This is a genomic window from Psychromonas sp. SR45-3 (assembly GCF_014163575.1).
Lineage (GTDB): Bacteria > Pseudomonadota > Gammaproteobacteria > Enterobacterales > Psychromonadaceae > Psychromonas > Psychromonas arctica.
In genome coordinates this window covers 92673-109096 of the sequence record NZ_JACJDP010000004.1, presented here as the reverse complement: position 1 = coordinate 109096, position 16424 = coordinate 92673, and the positions used below count along the sequence as shown (strand labels likewise).

At 36.4% G+C, this 16424-nt stretch carries 18 protein-coding genes; 10 read left to right on the top strand and 8 right to left on the bottom strand.

Annotated elements, in window-relative coordinates; all coding sequences use genetic code 11:
* Nucleotides 1-10: 10 nt before the first annotated feature.
* From lptE to ggt, 4 genes are read left to right on the top strand one after another with little or no spacing between them, the layout of a single operon-like run.
* The gene (gene lptE / locus H5084_RS04070) at nucleotides 11-538 is read left to right on the top strand and encodes an LPS assembly lipoprotein LptE (protein WP_028870038.1); all 528 of its coding nucleotides are present in this window, start codon (nucleotides 11-13) and stop codon (nucleotides 536-538) included.
* A 5-nt stretch (nucleotides 539-543) separates the two neighbouring features.
* The gene (holA, locus tag H5084_RS04065) at nucleotides 544-1542 is read left to right on the top strand and encodes a DNA polymerase III subunit delta (protein ID WP_182689613.1); all 999 of its coding nucleotides are present in this window, start codon (nucleotides 544-546) and stop codon (nucleotides 1540-1542) included.
* Nucleotides 1543-1567: 25 nt separating this feature from the next.
* Nucleotides 1568-2215 (top strand): nicotinate-nucleotide adenylyltransferase, encoded by a 648-nt coding sequence (gene nadD, locus H5084_RS04060; protein WP_028870036.1) that lies wholly within the window; start codon nucleotides 1568-1570, stop codon nucleotides 2213-2215.
* A 34-nt stretch (nucleotides 2216-2249) separates the two neighbouring features.
* Nucleotides 2250-4043 (top strand): gamma-glutamyltransferase, encoded by a 1794-nt coding sequence (gene ggt, locus H5084_RS04055; RefSeq protein WP_156916155.1) that lies wholly within the window; start codon nucleotides 2250-2252, stop codon nucleotides 4041-4043.
* 266 nt (nucleotides 4044-4309) lie between these two features.
* Here ggt and H5084_RS04050 read toward each other — a convergent pair whose 3' ends face one another.
* On the bottom strand, nucleotides 4310-5296 hold the full coding sequence (locus H5084_RS04050) for a lipid A deacylase LpxR family protein (protein ID WP_182689612.1): 987 nt from the start codon (nucleotides 5294-5296) through the stop codon (nucleotides 4310-4312).
* A gap of 106 nt (nucleotides 5297-5402) precedes the next feature.
* Nucleotides 5403-6098: a PilZ domain-containing protein gene (locus H5084_RS19915; protein WP_182689611.1), complete on the bottom strand. Its 696-nt coding sequence runs from the start codon at nucleotides 6096-6098 to the stop codon at nucleotides 5403-5405.
* A gap of 387 nt (nucleotides 6099-6485) precedes the next feature.
* Here H5084_RS19915 and H5084_RS04040 point away from each other — a divergent pair, with 387 nt between their 5' ends.
* Nucleotides 6486-6797: a hypothetical protein gene (locus H5084_RS04040; protein WP_182689610.1), complete on the top strand. Its 312-nt coding sequence runs from the start codon at nucleotides 6486-6488 to the stop codon at nucleotides 6795-6797.
* A gap of 112 nt (nucleotides 6798-6909) precedes the next feature.
* Here the strand turns inward: H5084_RS04040 and H5084_RS04035 are convergent, their stop codons facing one another.
* From H5084_RS04035 to H5084_RS04010, 6 genes are all read right to left on the bottom strand, one after another.
* Nucleotides 6910-8493 (bottom strand): diguanylate cyclase, encoded by a 1584-nt coding sequence (locus H5084_RS04035; protein WP_182689609.1) that lies wholly within the window; start codon nucleotides 8491-8493, stop codon nucleotides 6910-6912.
* A gap of 254 nt (nucleotides 8494-8747) precedes the next feature.
* Entirely contained in the window at nucleotides 8748-9074 is a 327-nt protein-coding gene (locus tag H5084_RS19910; protein WP_310735733.1) for a YoaK family protein, read from the bottom strand.
* A gap of 532 nt (nucleotides 9075-9606) precedes the next feature.
* A complete protein-coding gene (locus H5084_RS04025) occupies nucleotides 9607-10029 on the bottom strand; it encodes a GNAT family N-acetyltransferase (protein ID WP_182689608.1) in 423 nt (140 codons plus the stop codon).
* A 107-nt stretch (nucleotides 10030-10136) separates the two neighbouring features.
* Nucleotides 10137-10445: a DUF2007 domain-containing protein gene (locus H5084_RS04020; protein WP_182689607.1), complete on the bottom strand. Its 309-nt coding sequence runs from the start codon at nucleotides 10443-10445 to the stop codon at nucleotides 10137-10139.
* A 232-nt stretch (nucleotides 10446-10677) separates the two neighbouring features.
* Nucleotides 10678-11154, bottom strand: a complete 477-nt coding sequence (locus H5084_RS04015) for an acyl-CoA thioesterase (RefSeq protein WP_028870027.1) — start codon at nucleotides 11152-11154, stop codon at nucleotides 10678-10680.
* A gap of 90 nt (nucleotides 11155-11244) precedes the next feature.
* On the bottom strand, nucleotides 11245-11649 hold the full coding sequence (locus H5084_RS04010) for a helix-turn-helix domain-containing protein (RefSeq protein WP_182689606.1): 405 nt from the start codon (nucleotides 11647-11649) through the stop codon (nucleotides 11245-11247).
* Nucleotides 11650-11758: 109 nt separating this feature from the next.
* On the opposite strand from H5084_RS04010, the gene H5084_RS04005 reads away from it, so the two are divergent.
* The 5 genes from H5084_RS04005 to H5084_RS03985 all read left to right on the top strand — a co-directional run bounded on the left by H5084_RS04005 (nucleotide 11759) and on the right by H5084_RS03985 (nucleotide 16359).
* On the top strand, nucleotides 11759-12442 hold the full coding sequence (locus H5084_RS04005) for a cation transporter (protein ID WP_182689605.1): 684 nt from the start codon (nucleotides 11759-11761) through the stop codon (nucleotides 12440-12442).
* Between the two features lie 200 nt (nucleotides 12443-12642).
* The gene (locus tag H5084_RS04000) at nucleotides 12643-13275 is read left to right on the top strand and encodes a glutathione S-transferase (protein ID WP_182689604.1); all 633 of its coding nucleotides are present in this window, start codon (nucleotides 12643-12645) and stop codon (nucleotides 13273-13275) included.
* A 230-nt stretch (nucleotides 13276-13505) separates the two neighbouring features.
* Nucleotides 13506-14033: a cytochrome b gene (locus tag H5084_RS03995; protein ID WP_182689603.1), complete on the top strand. Its 528-nt coding sequence runs from the start codon at nucleotides 13506-13508 to the stop codon at nucleotides 14031-14033.
* Nucleotides 14034-14081: 48 nt separating this feature from the next.
* The gene (locus H5084_RS03990; RefSeq protein ID WP_028870023.1) at nucleotides 14082-14645 is read left to right on the top strand and encodes a YceI family protein; all 564 of its coding nucleotides are present in this window, start codon (nucleotides 14082-14084) and stop codon (nucleotides 14643-14645) included.
* 340 nt (nucleotides 14646-14985) lie between these two features.
* On the top strand, nucleotides 14986-16359 hold the full coding sequence (locus H5084_RS03985; RefSeq protein WP_182689645.1) for an anti-phage deoxyguanosine triphosphatase: 1374 nt from the start codon (nucleotides 14986-14988) through the stop codon (nucleotides 16357-16359).
* The last annotated feature ends 65 nt before the right edge of the window (nucleotides 16360-16424 follow it).

The window sequence follows — 16424 nt, the reverse complement described above, 5'->3', positions numbered from 1 at the left end:
AAGGCTGTTTATGCACTCATTTAACCTTCAAGCTTTTTATCGTCATAAGTTGTTATTAACAACGTTGATCATGACTTTTTTTCTTAGTGGCTGTGGATTTCACCTTAAACATAACAATGGTTTAGTTGAAAAATTTCCAGAGATTTACTTACAAACTAATAATCCAAAGGGTGAATTAGCGCGCTTAGTGAGATTACGCTTACGTGGTGCAAATATTAAAATTTTAACTGAATCATCACCAAGTTCTGCAATATTACACCTTAAATCAGAACGTCAAAGTGAACGTACCATCTCTTTATATGCCAATGCTCAGAATGCAGAAAAAGAAATTGGTTATGTCATGAAGTATTCTTTGAAATTGCCTAATTATACCCCCCGTGATTTTAGTGTTAATTTGTATCGAGATTTTCTAGACGATTCAACACAAGCCTTAGCCAAATCTCGAGAAGCGGAATTATTGACCAAAGAGTTACGTGCGGTGGCAGCAGATCATGTTATTTCGACTATGTTAAGCATGCAAGATCCATCGGCTGAGTAATTTCAATGCGCATTTATCCAGAGCAATTAAGCAGTCATATTCAAAAAAAACTGCCGACCTGTTGTTTAATCTTCGGCGATGAACCTTTACTGTCCATTGAAGCTTTCGAGCAGATTCAATCTCATGCCAAAAAACAAGGTTTTCTAGAGCGTTTTAGCTATAGTTTGGATGGAAATTTCGATAAAGACCAAATCTTTAGTCAATTTAATACTTTGTCTTTATTCTCTGAAAAGCAAATTATTGAACTCACCCTTTTTAAAACAACCAAAGAAAATACTGATTTTATTCGTGAAATTACTCCACTTTTAAATGAAGATATTCTATTAGTGTTAAAGGGGCCAAAACTTAATAGCCAACAATTAAAAAGTGTCTGGTTTAATAAGTTAGAGCAACAAGGTTTATTTATTTCAACCAATGCCCTGTTACCACAACGCTTTCCACAATGGTTATTTCAGCGCCTTAAATTTGTTGGTTTAACGGCTAATTCGGAAGTTATCGATTTTCTGGTGTTACATTTTGAAGGTAATTTATTAGCGGCCAAACAGGAAATAGAAAAGCTCTCTATTTTATTTCCTAAACAACATTTACACCTTACTCAGGTAGAACAAAGTATTACCACTCATAATCACTTTAGTCTATTCCAGTGGGTGGATAGCCTTTTGGCTGGTGATAAAGCGCGTAATTCACGTATCATCAAACAACTACATGCTGAAGGCACTGAATTATTGTTACTCAGTGCAACAATAAGTAGTGAAATACAAAAGCTACTTGCCTATGCCTATCAACTCAAAAAACAGCCATTAGCTGCTTTATTGGCACAACAAAAACCAAAACTGTGGCCTGCGAAACAAGCCTTAGTAACGAATGCTTTAACCCGACTAAAAACCAAACAATTAGAAAATATGCTGATTCAATGTGCGCAATTAGAGGTCTCGGTTAAGGTTGAAAATAAATCAGATACTTGGTTACAGTTAGATGCGATCTGTTATCAATTTTTAAAATAGAGCTAGCCCTTAAGGATACCTTGCTATGAATAAAAGCAATCAAACAGCAATAGGTTTTTTAGGGGGCACCTTTGACCCCATTCATTTTGGACACCTGCGCCCTGCACTAGAAATCCAACAAGCTTTGGCTTTACAAGCGCTATACTTAATGCCTAATTATATCGCTCCACATAAAGCCAAAAGCATGGCCAGTGCGCAACAACGTATTGATATGGTGCAATTAGCCATTCAAGATACACCAACTTTGCAACTCACTACACAAGAACTTTTACGACCTTCTCACAGTTATACGATCGACACCTTAAAACTGCTAAGAGAACAGTATCCTGAGACACCTTTGTGCTTTATTATGGGCATGGATTCACTGATTCAATTTGACTCTTGGTATCGATATCAAGAAATATTGAGCTATTGTCATTTAGTTGTCAGCCACCGACCCGGCTGGGACCCTCAATTCAATAGCGTTATCAGTGAATTATTAAGAAAACATCAAATAAGCAACCCTACTCAATTACATCGTTCTTTGTCGGGCCATATTTATTTTCAAAGTACAACACAGTTGGCCATATCGTCATCTGAAATACGCGATTTACTCGCAACAAATAAAAGTATTAACTTTTTAACTCCACAATCTGTATGCACTTATATAAAAGAACAACAATGTTATAAATAACCTATCGCACCACTGCCAAATAAGGAACAACATTATGTTAGCTCTGATTAAAAAGACAGTAAGCAAGCCTCTCAACAATATATTCATATCCTGTTTGTTATTATCCGTAAGCCAAAGTGTATTTGCGGTCACTTCGGTGGTGACTGAAACACCAATCATTACAACTCCTGCTCCACAAACTGCTATTTATAGCCAGATGGCGATTCATCATCCTGTGTGGGCAAGAAGTGGTATGGTCGCAACGCAGGAGGCGGTTGCTACTCAAATTGGTCTCGATATTTTAAAACAAGGCGGTAATGCAGTAGATGCAGCCGTTGCAGTGGGTTATACATTAGCAGTCACCTTACCAAGAGCAGGTAACCTAGGCGGTGGTGGTTTTATGTTGGTCTACCTTGCAGATAAAAAACAAGTGATCGCCATTGATTATCGAGAAAAAGCCCCTGCTAGCGCATCGCGTGATATGTACCTTGATGCAGAAGGTGAAGTGGTTCCTGACCTTTCTAAATTTCATGGTCTAGCGATTGGTACTCCGGGCACAGTGATGGGCTTAGAGCATGCCCGTAAAACTTACGGAAGCTTATCTCGTGAACAACTGATGGCACCTTCGATTAAGCTAGCCGCACAAGGCATTGAGGTAACTGCAGACTTAGCTAACTCGTTGACAGCAATGCAACAGCGTCTTAGTCAATGGCCTAACACGCGCAGTATCTTTTATAAAAAAGATGGCTCAAATTATCAAGCCGGTGATCTACTTAAACAAACTGATTTAGCAAAAACGTTAACTTTAATCAGCGAGCAAGGTGAAAAAGGTTTTTATCAAGGGCCAGTTGCAAAGGCTATAGCCAGCAGTATTAAAGAAGCTGATGGCGTGGTCAATGAAGAGGACCTAGCAAATTATAACATAGTAGAGCGTGAAGCTATTAAAGGGACTTACCGTGGTTATCAAGTTTTCTCTATGCCGCCACCTTCTTCGGGCGGTGTACATATTGTACAAATTCTTAATATGCTAGAAAACTACGATATCACTACAATGGGACACAATAGCGCACAACATATTCATACTTTAGTTGAAAGTATGCGCCGCGCTTATGCAGACCGTAGTTTACACTTAGGTGATAGTGATTTTGTAAAAGTACCAGTAAAAACATTAATCAGCAAAAAGTATGCTAAACAATTAGTCACGGGTATTAACCCAAATCAAGCAACATTAAGCAAAGATGTACAACCTGATGCTAACTTACCCTATGAAAGTAACCAAACAACACATTTTAGTATTGTTGATAAATGGGGCAATGCGGTGACTAATACTTATACCTTAAATTATAGTTACGGGTCGGGTATTGTTGCACAAGGAACAGGTGTTTTATTAAATAATGAAATGGATGATTTTTCAGCTAAACCCGGCCATGCTAATGGTTATGGTTTAATTGGTGGCGAAGCAAATGCAATTGCCCCCGGTAAGCGCCCACTTAGCTCAATGAGTCCAACGGTTATTTTAAAAGATAACGCGTTATTTATGGTGACTGGTACACCCGGCGGTTCTCGTATTATCACAACAACATTACAAGTTATCTCTAATGTTATCGATTATGGTATGAATGTCGCAGAAGCAACTTCAGCAACACGTATTCACCACCAATGGTTACCTGATTATATTCGTATAGAATCAGGTTTAAATGCGGATACAATCAAACTATTAGAAGCTAAAGGGCATAAACTAAAACTTCAATCTACCATGGGTAGTACACAAAGTATCATGAAGAAAGACAGCGGATTATTCGGTGCTTCCGATCCCCGTACTCCTTCTTCATTAAGTATGGGTTATTAGCGGCTGTTTATCTTTCAAGCTTATTTTTGCAACGCGTTGCAGGCTTTTTATACAAGACTGAGCTTATTTGTGGTTATCCCCACAAATAAGCGAAAATGCAGTAGAAATAGTCAGCAAACGTTGCTCTACGGGTTCACCACAAGGCGTTATGCTCTTTGTTGGATAAAATTTGCTTAGAATGAGTAGGCTTCACTTTATCCGCCTCGATCAAAACAACATTGTGGTGAATAAAATTTAAACGGCAAAGCTCAAAAACCACTAATTTATTAGAAATGATAGGCCGCTGAAAGTGTACCAAAACGGCTATCTTCCGACTGATCTTTATATTGGTCGGAAGAATAGGTCAGGCTATACATCAAGTTCCAATGAGAAATATTAAACACCGCACCGACTGTTGCTGCAGTTTGCAAATGAATTAAATTAACATGATGGCTACTGTTAAAAGTATTACCATCGATGAAAATATCATTTAATACATAAGAACCTGATAAATTAGCAAATATATACCAACCAGTTGCATTGGGTGTTTGCCCTTTTAATTGCTGTATCGGAAAAGGCGTGCTCGAAGCAAAGCTCGATTGTAATTGCTGTCCCCAACGAACTCCAACACCAACACTTGCATCGGATAATAAGTTCCCCACCCCTGCACTAAGGCCAGAAATAAAATCAATCTCAGAACTTCCAAGGTCAACGCTAGCATTACGCCATAAGCGCTTTAGTTGTAACCTTACAACAACTTCATTATCTATTTGATTATCCCAGCCCATGGGCTGATTGGCACTGAGTTGTTCATGGACCGACTTTTGTAGCTCTTTGGCACCAGCTGCAGGACCTACAATGCCAATTGTTAAGCTGAGGTCATCGATAATAGATTGATTATAAGCAAGTATATTGACTTCCCAAGCTAGAAGACCAACATAGGGAGCATCTTCTTCAATGAGCGTGGTTTGTTTAATATCGACAGGTGTTTGAATAAAGTGACCAAGATTGTAATGAATTGCGTATTGTCTATTTGCTAGGGAGCTTAAATATGTTCTATCCGTTAAATATGCGATCCAATTAGGCAAGCTATCACTGTCTAGGGCATCGATATCATAATATCCCCAGTTCACCATCAAACCATTACTATAGCCTCCATCGTCATCAAAAAAGAGATCGTTTTCAAAGCTACCACCAAAATAATCAAGTTCCTCGCTTGAAGCAATCGCCGGCATCGTGAATAGGCTGACGATTAATATAATAAAATAGGTCATAAACTTCCCTGTATTAAAATAATGAGTGACTTCAGCTTAACTATTTTTAATTTAAGCTGTATCAGCATAGCGATACAGCAAGAAATAGTAATTGATAGAACTAATGCTATTTTTGTAAATGGTGTAAAAGTAATTTTTGAATACTTAGTTTGGTCTCTTTTTCTGGGGTCATAAAAGCAAGCCCATACTGTGTATGGCCATTAGCAATTGATGTTTGAATATTTTTTAAAGCCACAGATAGCTGAATACTTTTATCAGCACTACTACCAACGCTTTCATCTTCAAAGGTGATCGACAGACGGTATAAGTTATGTAGGTCTAATGCTTCTTTTTGACGAGTAATAAAAGCACAACCTTGAATAGAAATATCACTTAAAACACCTGCTACCAGAACTGAGTTAGCATCACTATCTAGTAAAGATGCTTCTATTTTTACAGCGACTCTAAGATGTTGACGTAATTCAGCAGATTCAATCGCTTTAGGATAGTCTAAAACTAACCAACGCCCTGCAATAGTCATTATTTTTTGTATTGAAGATCGGAATGCAATCACACTAGCTTGTTGATCTTCATTATTCATAAAGCGAACGATAACGTCTTTTGATTCTTTAATATGAGGCGTCGCTTTTTCCCAAGTAGCATCGTTGCCAAATGCCAAAATAACCGACATATTAGGATCAACACCAATTAGACGTGTTTTTAAACGTATCGGTTTAGTGGCGGTAATAATTTGTAAATGTACAAGTTCCCCACAATTCACTTGGTTTAAGCGGATAAACTCCCGATTATCTATTTCTGCCACTAGCATCCCTTCATTTTTATTGTTACTGTTTCATCAATTAATTATTCTATTCAATCACTTATTATCGATCCTGAACAAATTAAGTCTATTCTACAGAAGAGACTCAGGTGAAAGTGATGTGTCAGTAAAAGATAGTCATTAATTATGCCTAAAAAACTCATTTGCGCAAAATAGTTCCTTAGATAATAGAGATTTAAATACGATATAAATCATAAATAAGTGTATTAAAGCATTATTAACTATTCAACACCTTACACAACCACCCACTTTTCCCCTTTTCAGGCTTGGTAAAATGGGATAGTCATGATCAGCAAGTAGTTATCCCGCCTATGATCAGTTATGATCAACATTAATCACTACTATTCAATACCAGCAGAGAGATATCCAATGACTCAACCTATTGTCACAAAACAACAGCTGATTGATACCCTGACCTTATGGGAACAAAGCAAAATTGATAATGCACAACTTCAAGACTGGATGGTGACACACTTCGATCCACCAGAAACCTTGATTGGTGAAGATGAAGCAGAGCTAGTACAAGAAGCGATGCATATCATTATGAATGAATATGAATTAGCAAAGCTTGATAAATTTAAACCTGAGGGATATAACTTTGCGATGCAATTTTTACAATGTACAGAGGAGAACTTTGTGCAATTAAGACAGCAGTTCATTCATCAAGGATTTAGTGATTAATACTGGCCATAAGCAACATTGGTGATGGTTAACATTTACTTCCTTACATCAGATAACTTAGCATTGACGACTGCGAATATTAATTAAGCAGCTTCAATGTGAAATTTGTTACTCATTCCCTCACCACAAAGCAGTTACGTCCCGAGTGTTTTGCTTGGTACATGGCATTATCTGCAATTTTAAATACGGCACTTAATGCGATATCAAAATCGACAATCTCAGTCGGTTTAATAGTAACTGCTCCCATACTGACTGTAATATAATCAGCGGTTGGAGAGTCTGGATGTGGTATAGCGAGTTGCTGCATTTTATGTATTATATGGTTCAGCTTCTTATCCAAATCCTCGCTGGATATTCCCGTCAGCAGCAGCATAAACTCTTCTCCGCCATAACGCGCACAAATATCAGTGCTACGATGACATTCTTGATTAAGTATGTCAGCTACAGCGCTCAAAGCTACATCACCTTGTATATGGCCTAATGCATCGTTATAAGCTTTGAAATGGTCGATATCTACCATAACAACCGTGAAAGTAATATTGTTACGAATACAGAGTTTTTTGTGTATTTCTAAAGCATTGATCAACCCACGACGATTTAATATTTTAGTCAAAGGATCGGTATTGGCTTGCTCCGATAAAATTTTATTTTGCTCCTGCACTGTCAACATCAATTTATTGACATTTTGAGACACTAAAGCTAGCTCAGCTACAATAAATGACTCATTTAATGGACAGAATTTTTGGATACCTTCTCTCTCTTTTATTTCCTTTGCCAGCTTTTTTACAGGATCAATAATAGTCATCACTAAAACAAGGTAAACCAAATAAATCAACACACTAATAAGTGCTGTAAAGAAGACACTTTGTTGATTAATTAAATTTGGTATTTTACCAATCGCATGCTTCATTTTTAATATAGAAACGGCCTTACCTTTAGCATCCTCTAACACAATATAACTGAACGGTGATATTGTTATTTGTTCAGGTTTTACACCCCAACTAATTAAATCTGAATCAGGTATGTTGTTTATTGGAGATTGATAGTTAATTTCAGTTAAAGTGATTCGCGATAAGTCAGTGGTAAAAGGCTTCTCCAACAATTGTATCATGACCAAATAACCTCGATTTTCACCATTCATGTGCGAATCTCTAATTTGCGTTGTACTAAACATAGCGGGCCCATGTTGAGTATTAATAAAACCAAGTTTATTAGGTGCTCCATTACTAATAATCGGCTCAGGAAAGATCATTGCATTAACAGGGTATTTATCGAATTCATAGAATGAAAATTTAAGATCTATACGTTTAGTGTGATGGAAACCCTTTGTAAAAATAGGTTTAAGATTTTCATCTAAATAAAAAATACCATCTATCCCTAGGCTGAAAAATGTATTATCAACTGTATTTTCTTCAATATATTCTTGATCTAGTGTGCGAATAAATTCATAGGTTGATGTCCAAACAGCATAATCAAAGTTAACGCGGAAGAGTAAATCCAATTTACTCTTAATTCCATAAGTTAAAGTATCTAGCTCTCTTTCAGACAATTTACTGATACTCTGTTTTAAATGCGGTAATTCAATAAAATGGCGATAACTAAAAACTGCACTAGTAAATAAAACAAATAGAAACAGCAACAAGCGGAGTTGCAGCTGTTTAAAAGTAATCGTTTTCATTGAAACATTATTTTTCATTAAGGTAAGTAAATTCCTAGTTAACCAATTAGGACGAGCTTGATAGTGACTTTATACTTTAGATACATATTGGAATCCTATCAAATAACATTATCAAAGCATGACAGTGGGCTCTATTCGCTGATCACAACGACAACAATTTAGTTTACATTCAGTGATTGGTCAAGAACCTACGCTTAGTCGTTCTTAACGCTAAAAATTTCAAATAAACTGTATGACTACAATCATAGCTTTTTTCAAAAAATGATTATTTTTTAATTAGCTGGCTTTGCGTTATAAAGTGAATATGGAAGAGTAAGTAATACACATATTAAAGCAGGAATATATAAGGCCTGAAACTTAAATAACTCAAATAGGTACACACCCAATGACCCACCAACAGTAAAACCAGCGATAATTAAGCTTACTAACAATCCTTTTCTTTTATCAAACGGTCCAACTCTAAACTTAGCACTAATCATGCCCCCTAAATCGGTAAAGATACCCGTGACATGTGTTATACAGGTCACGGCGCCACTATAGGTTGTCGCTTGTACATTTTGCAAACCACATGCAGCCGAAGCTAAATAATGACCATTCAATGAATCAAGTCATAAAAATAAACTGCACCTACTATAAACTGCACCGACTAAAAGAAAAGCCGCTTTTAAGACCGGTAATCCACTATAATGTCGACCTAAAATTAATGCACGGCCACGTAAGAAAGTAGCCAGAAATAGCCGAGCCAGCAATAAAACTCAGAATAATAATTGCAGAACATAAAATCATAAAATACTGAACTAATTATGCCAGAGCCTAACAAAGTAGCAGTACCTGATAAATGCAACATAGATTGATGTTTAAAACCTAATAACTCAGCTGAGTTCCCCACCACCATGGCTAGCACTTATGCACCATATTCGACCCAACGTGGTGATCTTGAAATCCCAGCGATTCCATAGGCAAGAATGCTCATTAATATAAAAAGAAGAAGTGAATAGACAAAAGCACGATTAAGTTCATTGATATTGCCATCATGCCGCTTGATGACATTTTTAGCACAATAAATAGATATATAAGTCAATTACACATGATATGCGTGCGAGAGCTTACAATTGACGAGCAAAATTTATCTTAAAGATGAATATGCATTTTGTAATACGGTACTGTGTTTTTATAGAAAATATCACCACTTTGGGTACAACCAAAACGCTGATAAAAGGGTAATGCAGAGGCTCTTGCGTCAAACCATAAATAGTTTATATCAAGCATTTTTAATGCATCAATCAGGTGATTTAACATTAATGAGCCGATCCCCCTCCCTTGGTAATGTTCAAGCGTTGCAAATTTCCTCAATCGCGCTGTATTTTTTTCAAGGTAAAGTGAGGCTACACAAATTATCTTCTCATTTAAGATCACGCCGAAATGTAATGCTTCAGCATCACTTTCTACCTGACAAAATTCAGGTGCTTCGTTAGGCCAAAGGACCTGATGGCGAACGGGGATTGTTTGTTGCCAGTTTAGCTTGATAACTTGTGGAATGGTTGTATTTAGCATCGTCATTTTTCGAAATAGTTGTTTGTAGAGCGGTGACTTATAAAGCGATTATTTACAAATAAATAATCTATAAAACAGCCACTTGAAAAATTCATTGAATATTTACTTTAATGGCTTTTATCATAATGACAATACCAACAAATTTCAAAAGAAGACGCATTGGTTTCTTTACATTTTGTACAAATCCAATCAGCACCTGATTTTTTAGACTGTGCGTCATTTGCAATAGCTTCTGCTTGTTCAAAATCGGCATCATCATACACCCAAATTTCCGGCCAACAATCAAATACAGCAGTCTCACCTAAGGCCCCCTGTGCAAATTCATTTTTGATAAATACTTGGATCGATTGAGCTTCAATTAAGTTTTTGACATTATTAACAATAAAGTGGTTTTCATTACTGAATACTAATTTCATTTTTTATACTCATCATTTTATAGTTCGTCTTACAAACCCTATTCATTCCATCTAAGCTTATTTATCGATGATAAAACAGGCAGTAATTATTAATGACATTTACACATAAACAACGAATATTTGTTAACCATTCTCATTTCAGTATCTTTACCACCAAAACTTGCAATAAGTAATAAGCCAACTAAATTTAACCTAAGGATTTTAATTGGCTCATTACCTTTAAAGCAATTGATTACTCAACAAAAATTTGCATTTCTTCGCCAATTTGTTTACGCATATCCATTAGTTTCATTGCTGTATCATGTTGTTTAATATCAGCTTCTGTTTCCGGTATCCATTGTGGCACTTGCTCTGATTGACCATTTTGATCAACAGCCACCATAATCACGATACAATGTGTAGTGGTGCGTTTATTCAGTGATTTTGGATCACAAGCATTCACTTCTAAGGCAATGTGCATGGATGATTTACCGGTATAAATGACTTTTGCAAGTACTTCAACCAAACTCCCCACATGAATTGGCGCAACAAAACGAATGCCGCCAGCATAAGCAGTAACACAATAACGTCCACTCCACCCTGCAGCACAGGCATAAGCAGCTAAATCGATCCATTTCATAACAGCACCACCGTGAACTTTGCCTCCAAAGTTAACATCTTGTGTCTCAGCTAAAAATCGAAGGGTAATATCACGTTGCGGTTTTTTCATTTGTATTCTCTGTATTTATATTGAATTAAGAATTTATATTTTTAGCAGTTACTTAGCAAATATTTAAATGGCTGAGTAGATCATTTCTAGTTATAAGTCTGCGTCATCCTCTATTGCGATACTATTCAATTTTTTTAACACTAGACAATCTTCTGATATCGAGTTCTGGCAGTCATTAATCATCATTAATAATTCTTGTTCTAGATGCTGTAATTTTTTTATTTTATTACGTACATCTGCTAAATGTTTCATCGCTACTTTATCAGCTTGATGACATTCATTCAGGTTCAGTAGATCTCTAATTTCATCTAAACTAAAGCCTAATGCACGACTGTGGCGAATGAAATGTAATCGTTGGCATTGTGAGCTTGTATATTGCCGTTGATTACCAGCACTGCGCAATGCTTTATCTAATAACCCAATCTCTTCGTAATAACGAATGGTAGGTATTTTACATTGTGTTTTTTTACTTAATTGTCCAATAGTATAAATCATGTGATGCCTATATATTTTAAAATAATTAAATAAAATACTTGAACCTCTAGTTACTAGAGCTTATATATTATATTCATATAATCATTTTACAATCTATAAGGTATATTTTATGGCAGGATGTTGCAATCATAAGGCAGATTTTACAGGTATGGATCCTGTCTATAAACGAATATTAGTGGCAGTGATTCTGATCAATGCAATCATGTTTTTTGTGGAAATGTTTGCGGGAGTGAAATCAAACTCTCAAGCATTACAGGCCGATGCCTTGGATTTTTTAGGTGATACGCTTACCTACGGTATTAGCTTATGGGTGATCGGTAAATCATTATCTTTACGTAGCCGTGTCGCATGGTTAAAAGGTGTTAGCTTATTAGCCATGGCTATTTGGGTATTATCATCCACACTTTACAAATTTTGGTTCATAGAAACCCCCGATGCAACCATCATGGGCAGCATCGCTATTCTCGCTTTTATCGCTAATGTGGTCAGTGTTTTATTACTCATGAAATATAAAGATGGGGATGCCAACATACGCTCTGTTTGGTTATGTAGTCGCAACGATGCGATTGGTAATTTAGTCGTATTAGTTGCTGCCTCTGGCGTATGGGTCACGGAAAGTGCATTACCTGACTTAATCGTTGCAGCCTTTTTAGCAACGTTATTTTTAAGCTCAGCGAAACAAATAATTCAGCAAGCGAATAGTGAGAAAAAACAACAAGCCGAGGCTAAACAGCAGACTCATCAATCTGATATCAGTCAAAGTCCTCAACATAGCCACAAACACAATCATTAATTTTAGCGGTTTACTAATAATAAAATCACTGACAGCATAACTTGGGGTCCAGATATTTGCACCTTCTTGTTAAGAACGAAAGTAAAATACAAACATCAACTACTTCAACACCTATTTAACCCTCATTTAAGAAATATTTAACATGCACTTATGATCGTAATTTGCCACAATCAATCATCACTTTTTTGAAGAGAGCACTTATGGTCCCAATTTTATATTCATTTCGTCGCTGTCCTTATGCAATGCGGGCACGATTAGCGATTGCAGTCAGTGAGCAAAAAGTACAATTAAGAGAAATAGTATTAAAACATAAGCCACCAGCCCTACTGGCTATTTCTCCAAATAAAACTATCCCAGTTTTACAGCTCAATGAGCAACAAGTTTTAATTGAAAGTTTGGAGATCATGGTCTGGGCACTCTCTAAGCATGACCCTGAACATTGGTTAACGGATCAATTACCGCAGATGCTAATGTTAATCGATAGCAGCGATTATGAATTTAAACCATGGTTAGATAAATATAAATATGCCGATAGGCACCCAGAGCAAAGCGAAGCTTATTACCGCGAACAAGCAGAAGATTTTATCATGGAATTAGAGCAGCGCTTAAACCGACAATCATATCTATTTGCTGAACATATGACGCTTGCCGATATGGCTATTTTTCCTTTTATTAGGCAATTTGCTAGTGTTGATAAAACTTGGTTTGAACAAAGTCCATATCCGCAAGTCAAAAAATGGTTAGCAGGTTTAATGGATAGTGATTTATTCAATGCTTGCATGAAAAAATACCCTACGTGGTTAGAATCAGGCAAAGCAATTAAATTTCCTTAACCATTATTTAACTCAAATTGATCACATAGTTAACACAAATATTGTGTCGCGACAAAATCACCGTATAGATTAAAATAACTAATTGTTCTATTAATGAAATTTATAAGTCAAAAATCAGTTCTTTAGTAATAAGGAAGGCAAATGATTGCCGGAGATAGTATTATTCTTAACCTTTTCTTAACCCAAGGTTAACTACTCTCAATAATTAATTTTATAGACAAGGTTTTAAAATGAGCAGCTCACTCGTAACATACAATAAACTAGCCAAGCTATTACATTGGTTTTCAGCCATTATGGTCATTGGATTATTTGCAGCAGGTTACTGGATGGTCGACCTTAGCTATTATAGTGAATGGTATCAAACGGCACCACATTGGCATAAATCATTTGGTTTATGTTTTGTGGTGATCACCTTAGGGAGATTGATATGGAAGCTAGTATCGAATGCCCCTAGCATTGAAGGCTCAGCTTTTGAAAAAAAAGCAGCAACCTACGCACATTACCTTATTTATATTTTGTTATTCACCATGTTTTTATCTGGCTATTTAATATCGACAGCAGATGGACGTGGTATTGCTATTTTTAATTGGATCGAAGTACCTGGATTAGGCTCATTTATTGAAAACCAAGAAGATCTTGCAGGGCAAGTCCATGAATATGCAGCTTATATATTAATCGGTTTATCAGGCTTACATGCTCTTGCTGCTTTGAAACACCATTTCATTGATAAAGATAATACACTGAAAAAAATGCTTTAGTTATTTCAACCCAGTTCTACGTTAAATATACTCAACAAGGAAAACACCATGAAAAAAGTACTCATCGCGTCAGTTTTAAGCGCAGCAATGGCTTTACCAATGAGCGCAATCGCAGCAGATTATAAAGTAGATACAACCCATGCTTTCGTTAACTTTAAAGTTAGTCATTTAGGTTACAGCTTTATTCAAGGACGCTTTAATAAATTTGAAGGACAGTTCAGCTACGATGACAAAAATGTAGCTGCGTCTAAAGTCTCTATTAACCTTGATACAACTAGCTTAGATACAAATCATGCAGAGCGTGATAAGCATCTTAAAAGTGATGACTACATTAACGCGGGTAAATTCTCTACGGCAAAATTTGTTAGTACAAGCGTTGCTGAAACAGCCGATGGCGGTCTAGCAATTACTGGAGATATGACATTCCATGGAGTGACTAAACCGGTTGTTGTTGATGCTAAAGTGATCGGGCAAGGCGATGATCCATGGGGTAATTACCGTGCGGGTTTAGAAGGTACAACACGCTTAGAGTTAGCTGATTTTGGTATGAATGTGAAAGGCGCATCAACTTACGTTGATTTAGATATCGTTTTAGAAGGTATTCGTCAGTAATATAACAATAAATTCAAACGCTTAGCTTATTGAAACATTAAAAAGAGCAACAGAAAATTTCGTTGCTCTTTTTTATATTGCTTTTTATAGTCACTTTCTATTCCGATCAAAAATATATTGACTGCTCAATAGCATTTCACTAGATAATTTGACCATCTAAACTGACCATAAGCCTATCCAGTCCTTTTAGATTTTCTGTTACAGCCTACTAACTTAATGGTATTTTTCAGCATAAAAACACGTTACACTTTTTGTGTGCTTAGCAAACAATGGTGGGAATATGAGTTTAGAAAAAAATACAGCAATAGATAACAATAACATTTCAAATAAACTTGATGCTATGACTGACCATTCGAATTCAACATTAACCGTCGCCGAACAGTGGCTTGAACGTTTAGTGGAAGAACCTAATAAAAAAAGACGTTTAGATCAACGTACTCCTTTCCAACGAGATAAAGCACGAGTGTTGCATTCTGCTGCTTTTCGTCGCTTACAATCTAAAACCCAAATTCATAATAATGGTCTCAGCGACTTTTATCGTACTCGCTTAACGCACTCCTTGGAAGTGGCACAAATAGGCACAGGTATTGTTGCTAATTTAAAAATTATTCAACCGCAGTTTGAATATATTTTGCCTGGTAATAACTTAATCGAAACTATCTGTTTAAGTCATGATATTGGACACCCTCCCTTTGGGCATGGCGGAGAAACCGCGCTTAATTATATGATGATTAAACACGGTGGATTTGAAGGTAACGGTCAAACTTTTAGAATATTAACGCAACTTGAACAATACACTGAGGATAATGGCATGAATTTGACTCGCCGCAGTTTATTAGGTCTATTAAAGTATCCCGTTTGCTTGAGTGAAATTAGTACGTCATACCCAGTGGATAATAGTCGTAACTTTCGTCAATTAAAAACTGAAGAATGGATGCCAGCGAAAGGTATTTATGATCACGATAAAGCACTATTAGAAGCGGTTCTTTCTCCTTTATGTGCAGGTGACCGACTGTTATTTGGCAGTAAAAGAACGCCGGTTGTAGATTCAAAATTTCATCTTAAATCTAAATATAAATCCTTAGATTGTTCAATAATGGAAATAGCAGATGATATTGCATATGGTGTGCATGACCTTGAAGATGCAATTGCAATGGGCATTATTAATAAAGCACTATGGCAAGAAAAAGTATTGAATCAGTTAGCATCAATTGAGCACTTTTGCCTAAGTGATAACCTACAAGAGATCACGGATAACCTATTCTCCTTACAGCACTTTAAACGCAAAGATGCGATTGGTGCCCTAGTAAATTCACTGATCACATCAATCAGTATTCAACGTGTTAATAAGCAATTTGTCGATCCTCTATTAGCTTATAATGCCTACTTAGATCCAGCGATGTTTAAAGCGTTAGAAATACTGAAAGGCTTTGTTTTAAACTACGTGATTAAAAGCCCTGATTTGCAAATATTAGAATACCGTGGACAGCAAATCGTGATGGAGTTATTTGAGGCCTTTAAAGCAGGCCCCTTACGTTTTCTACCGGAGGGTGCTAAGCAATTATGGAAAGCTCAAAATGGAGATGAGTCTCGAGAGCAACGAGTCATTGCAGATTATATTTCTAGCTTAACGGATAATCATGCGTTGCGCTTACATGCTAGCTTGTTTAGTAGTAATCAAACCGCTCCGATGATGGGTGAACATGCTTTTTAATGAGGCGTTGGTAAACGTGGTAGATTATTGATAAGTACTGCGAATTGGATTTTGAAGTTTAGACC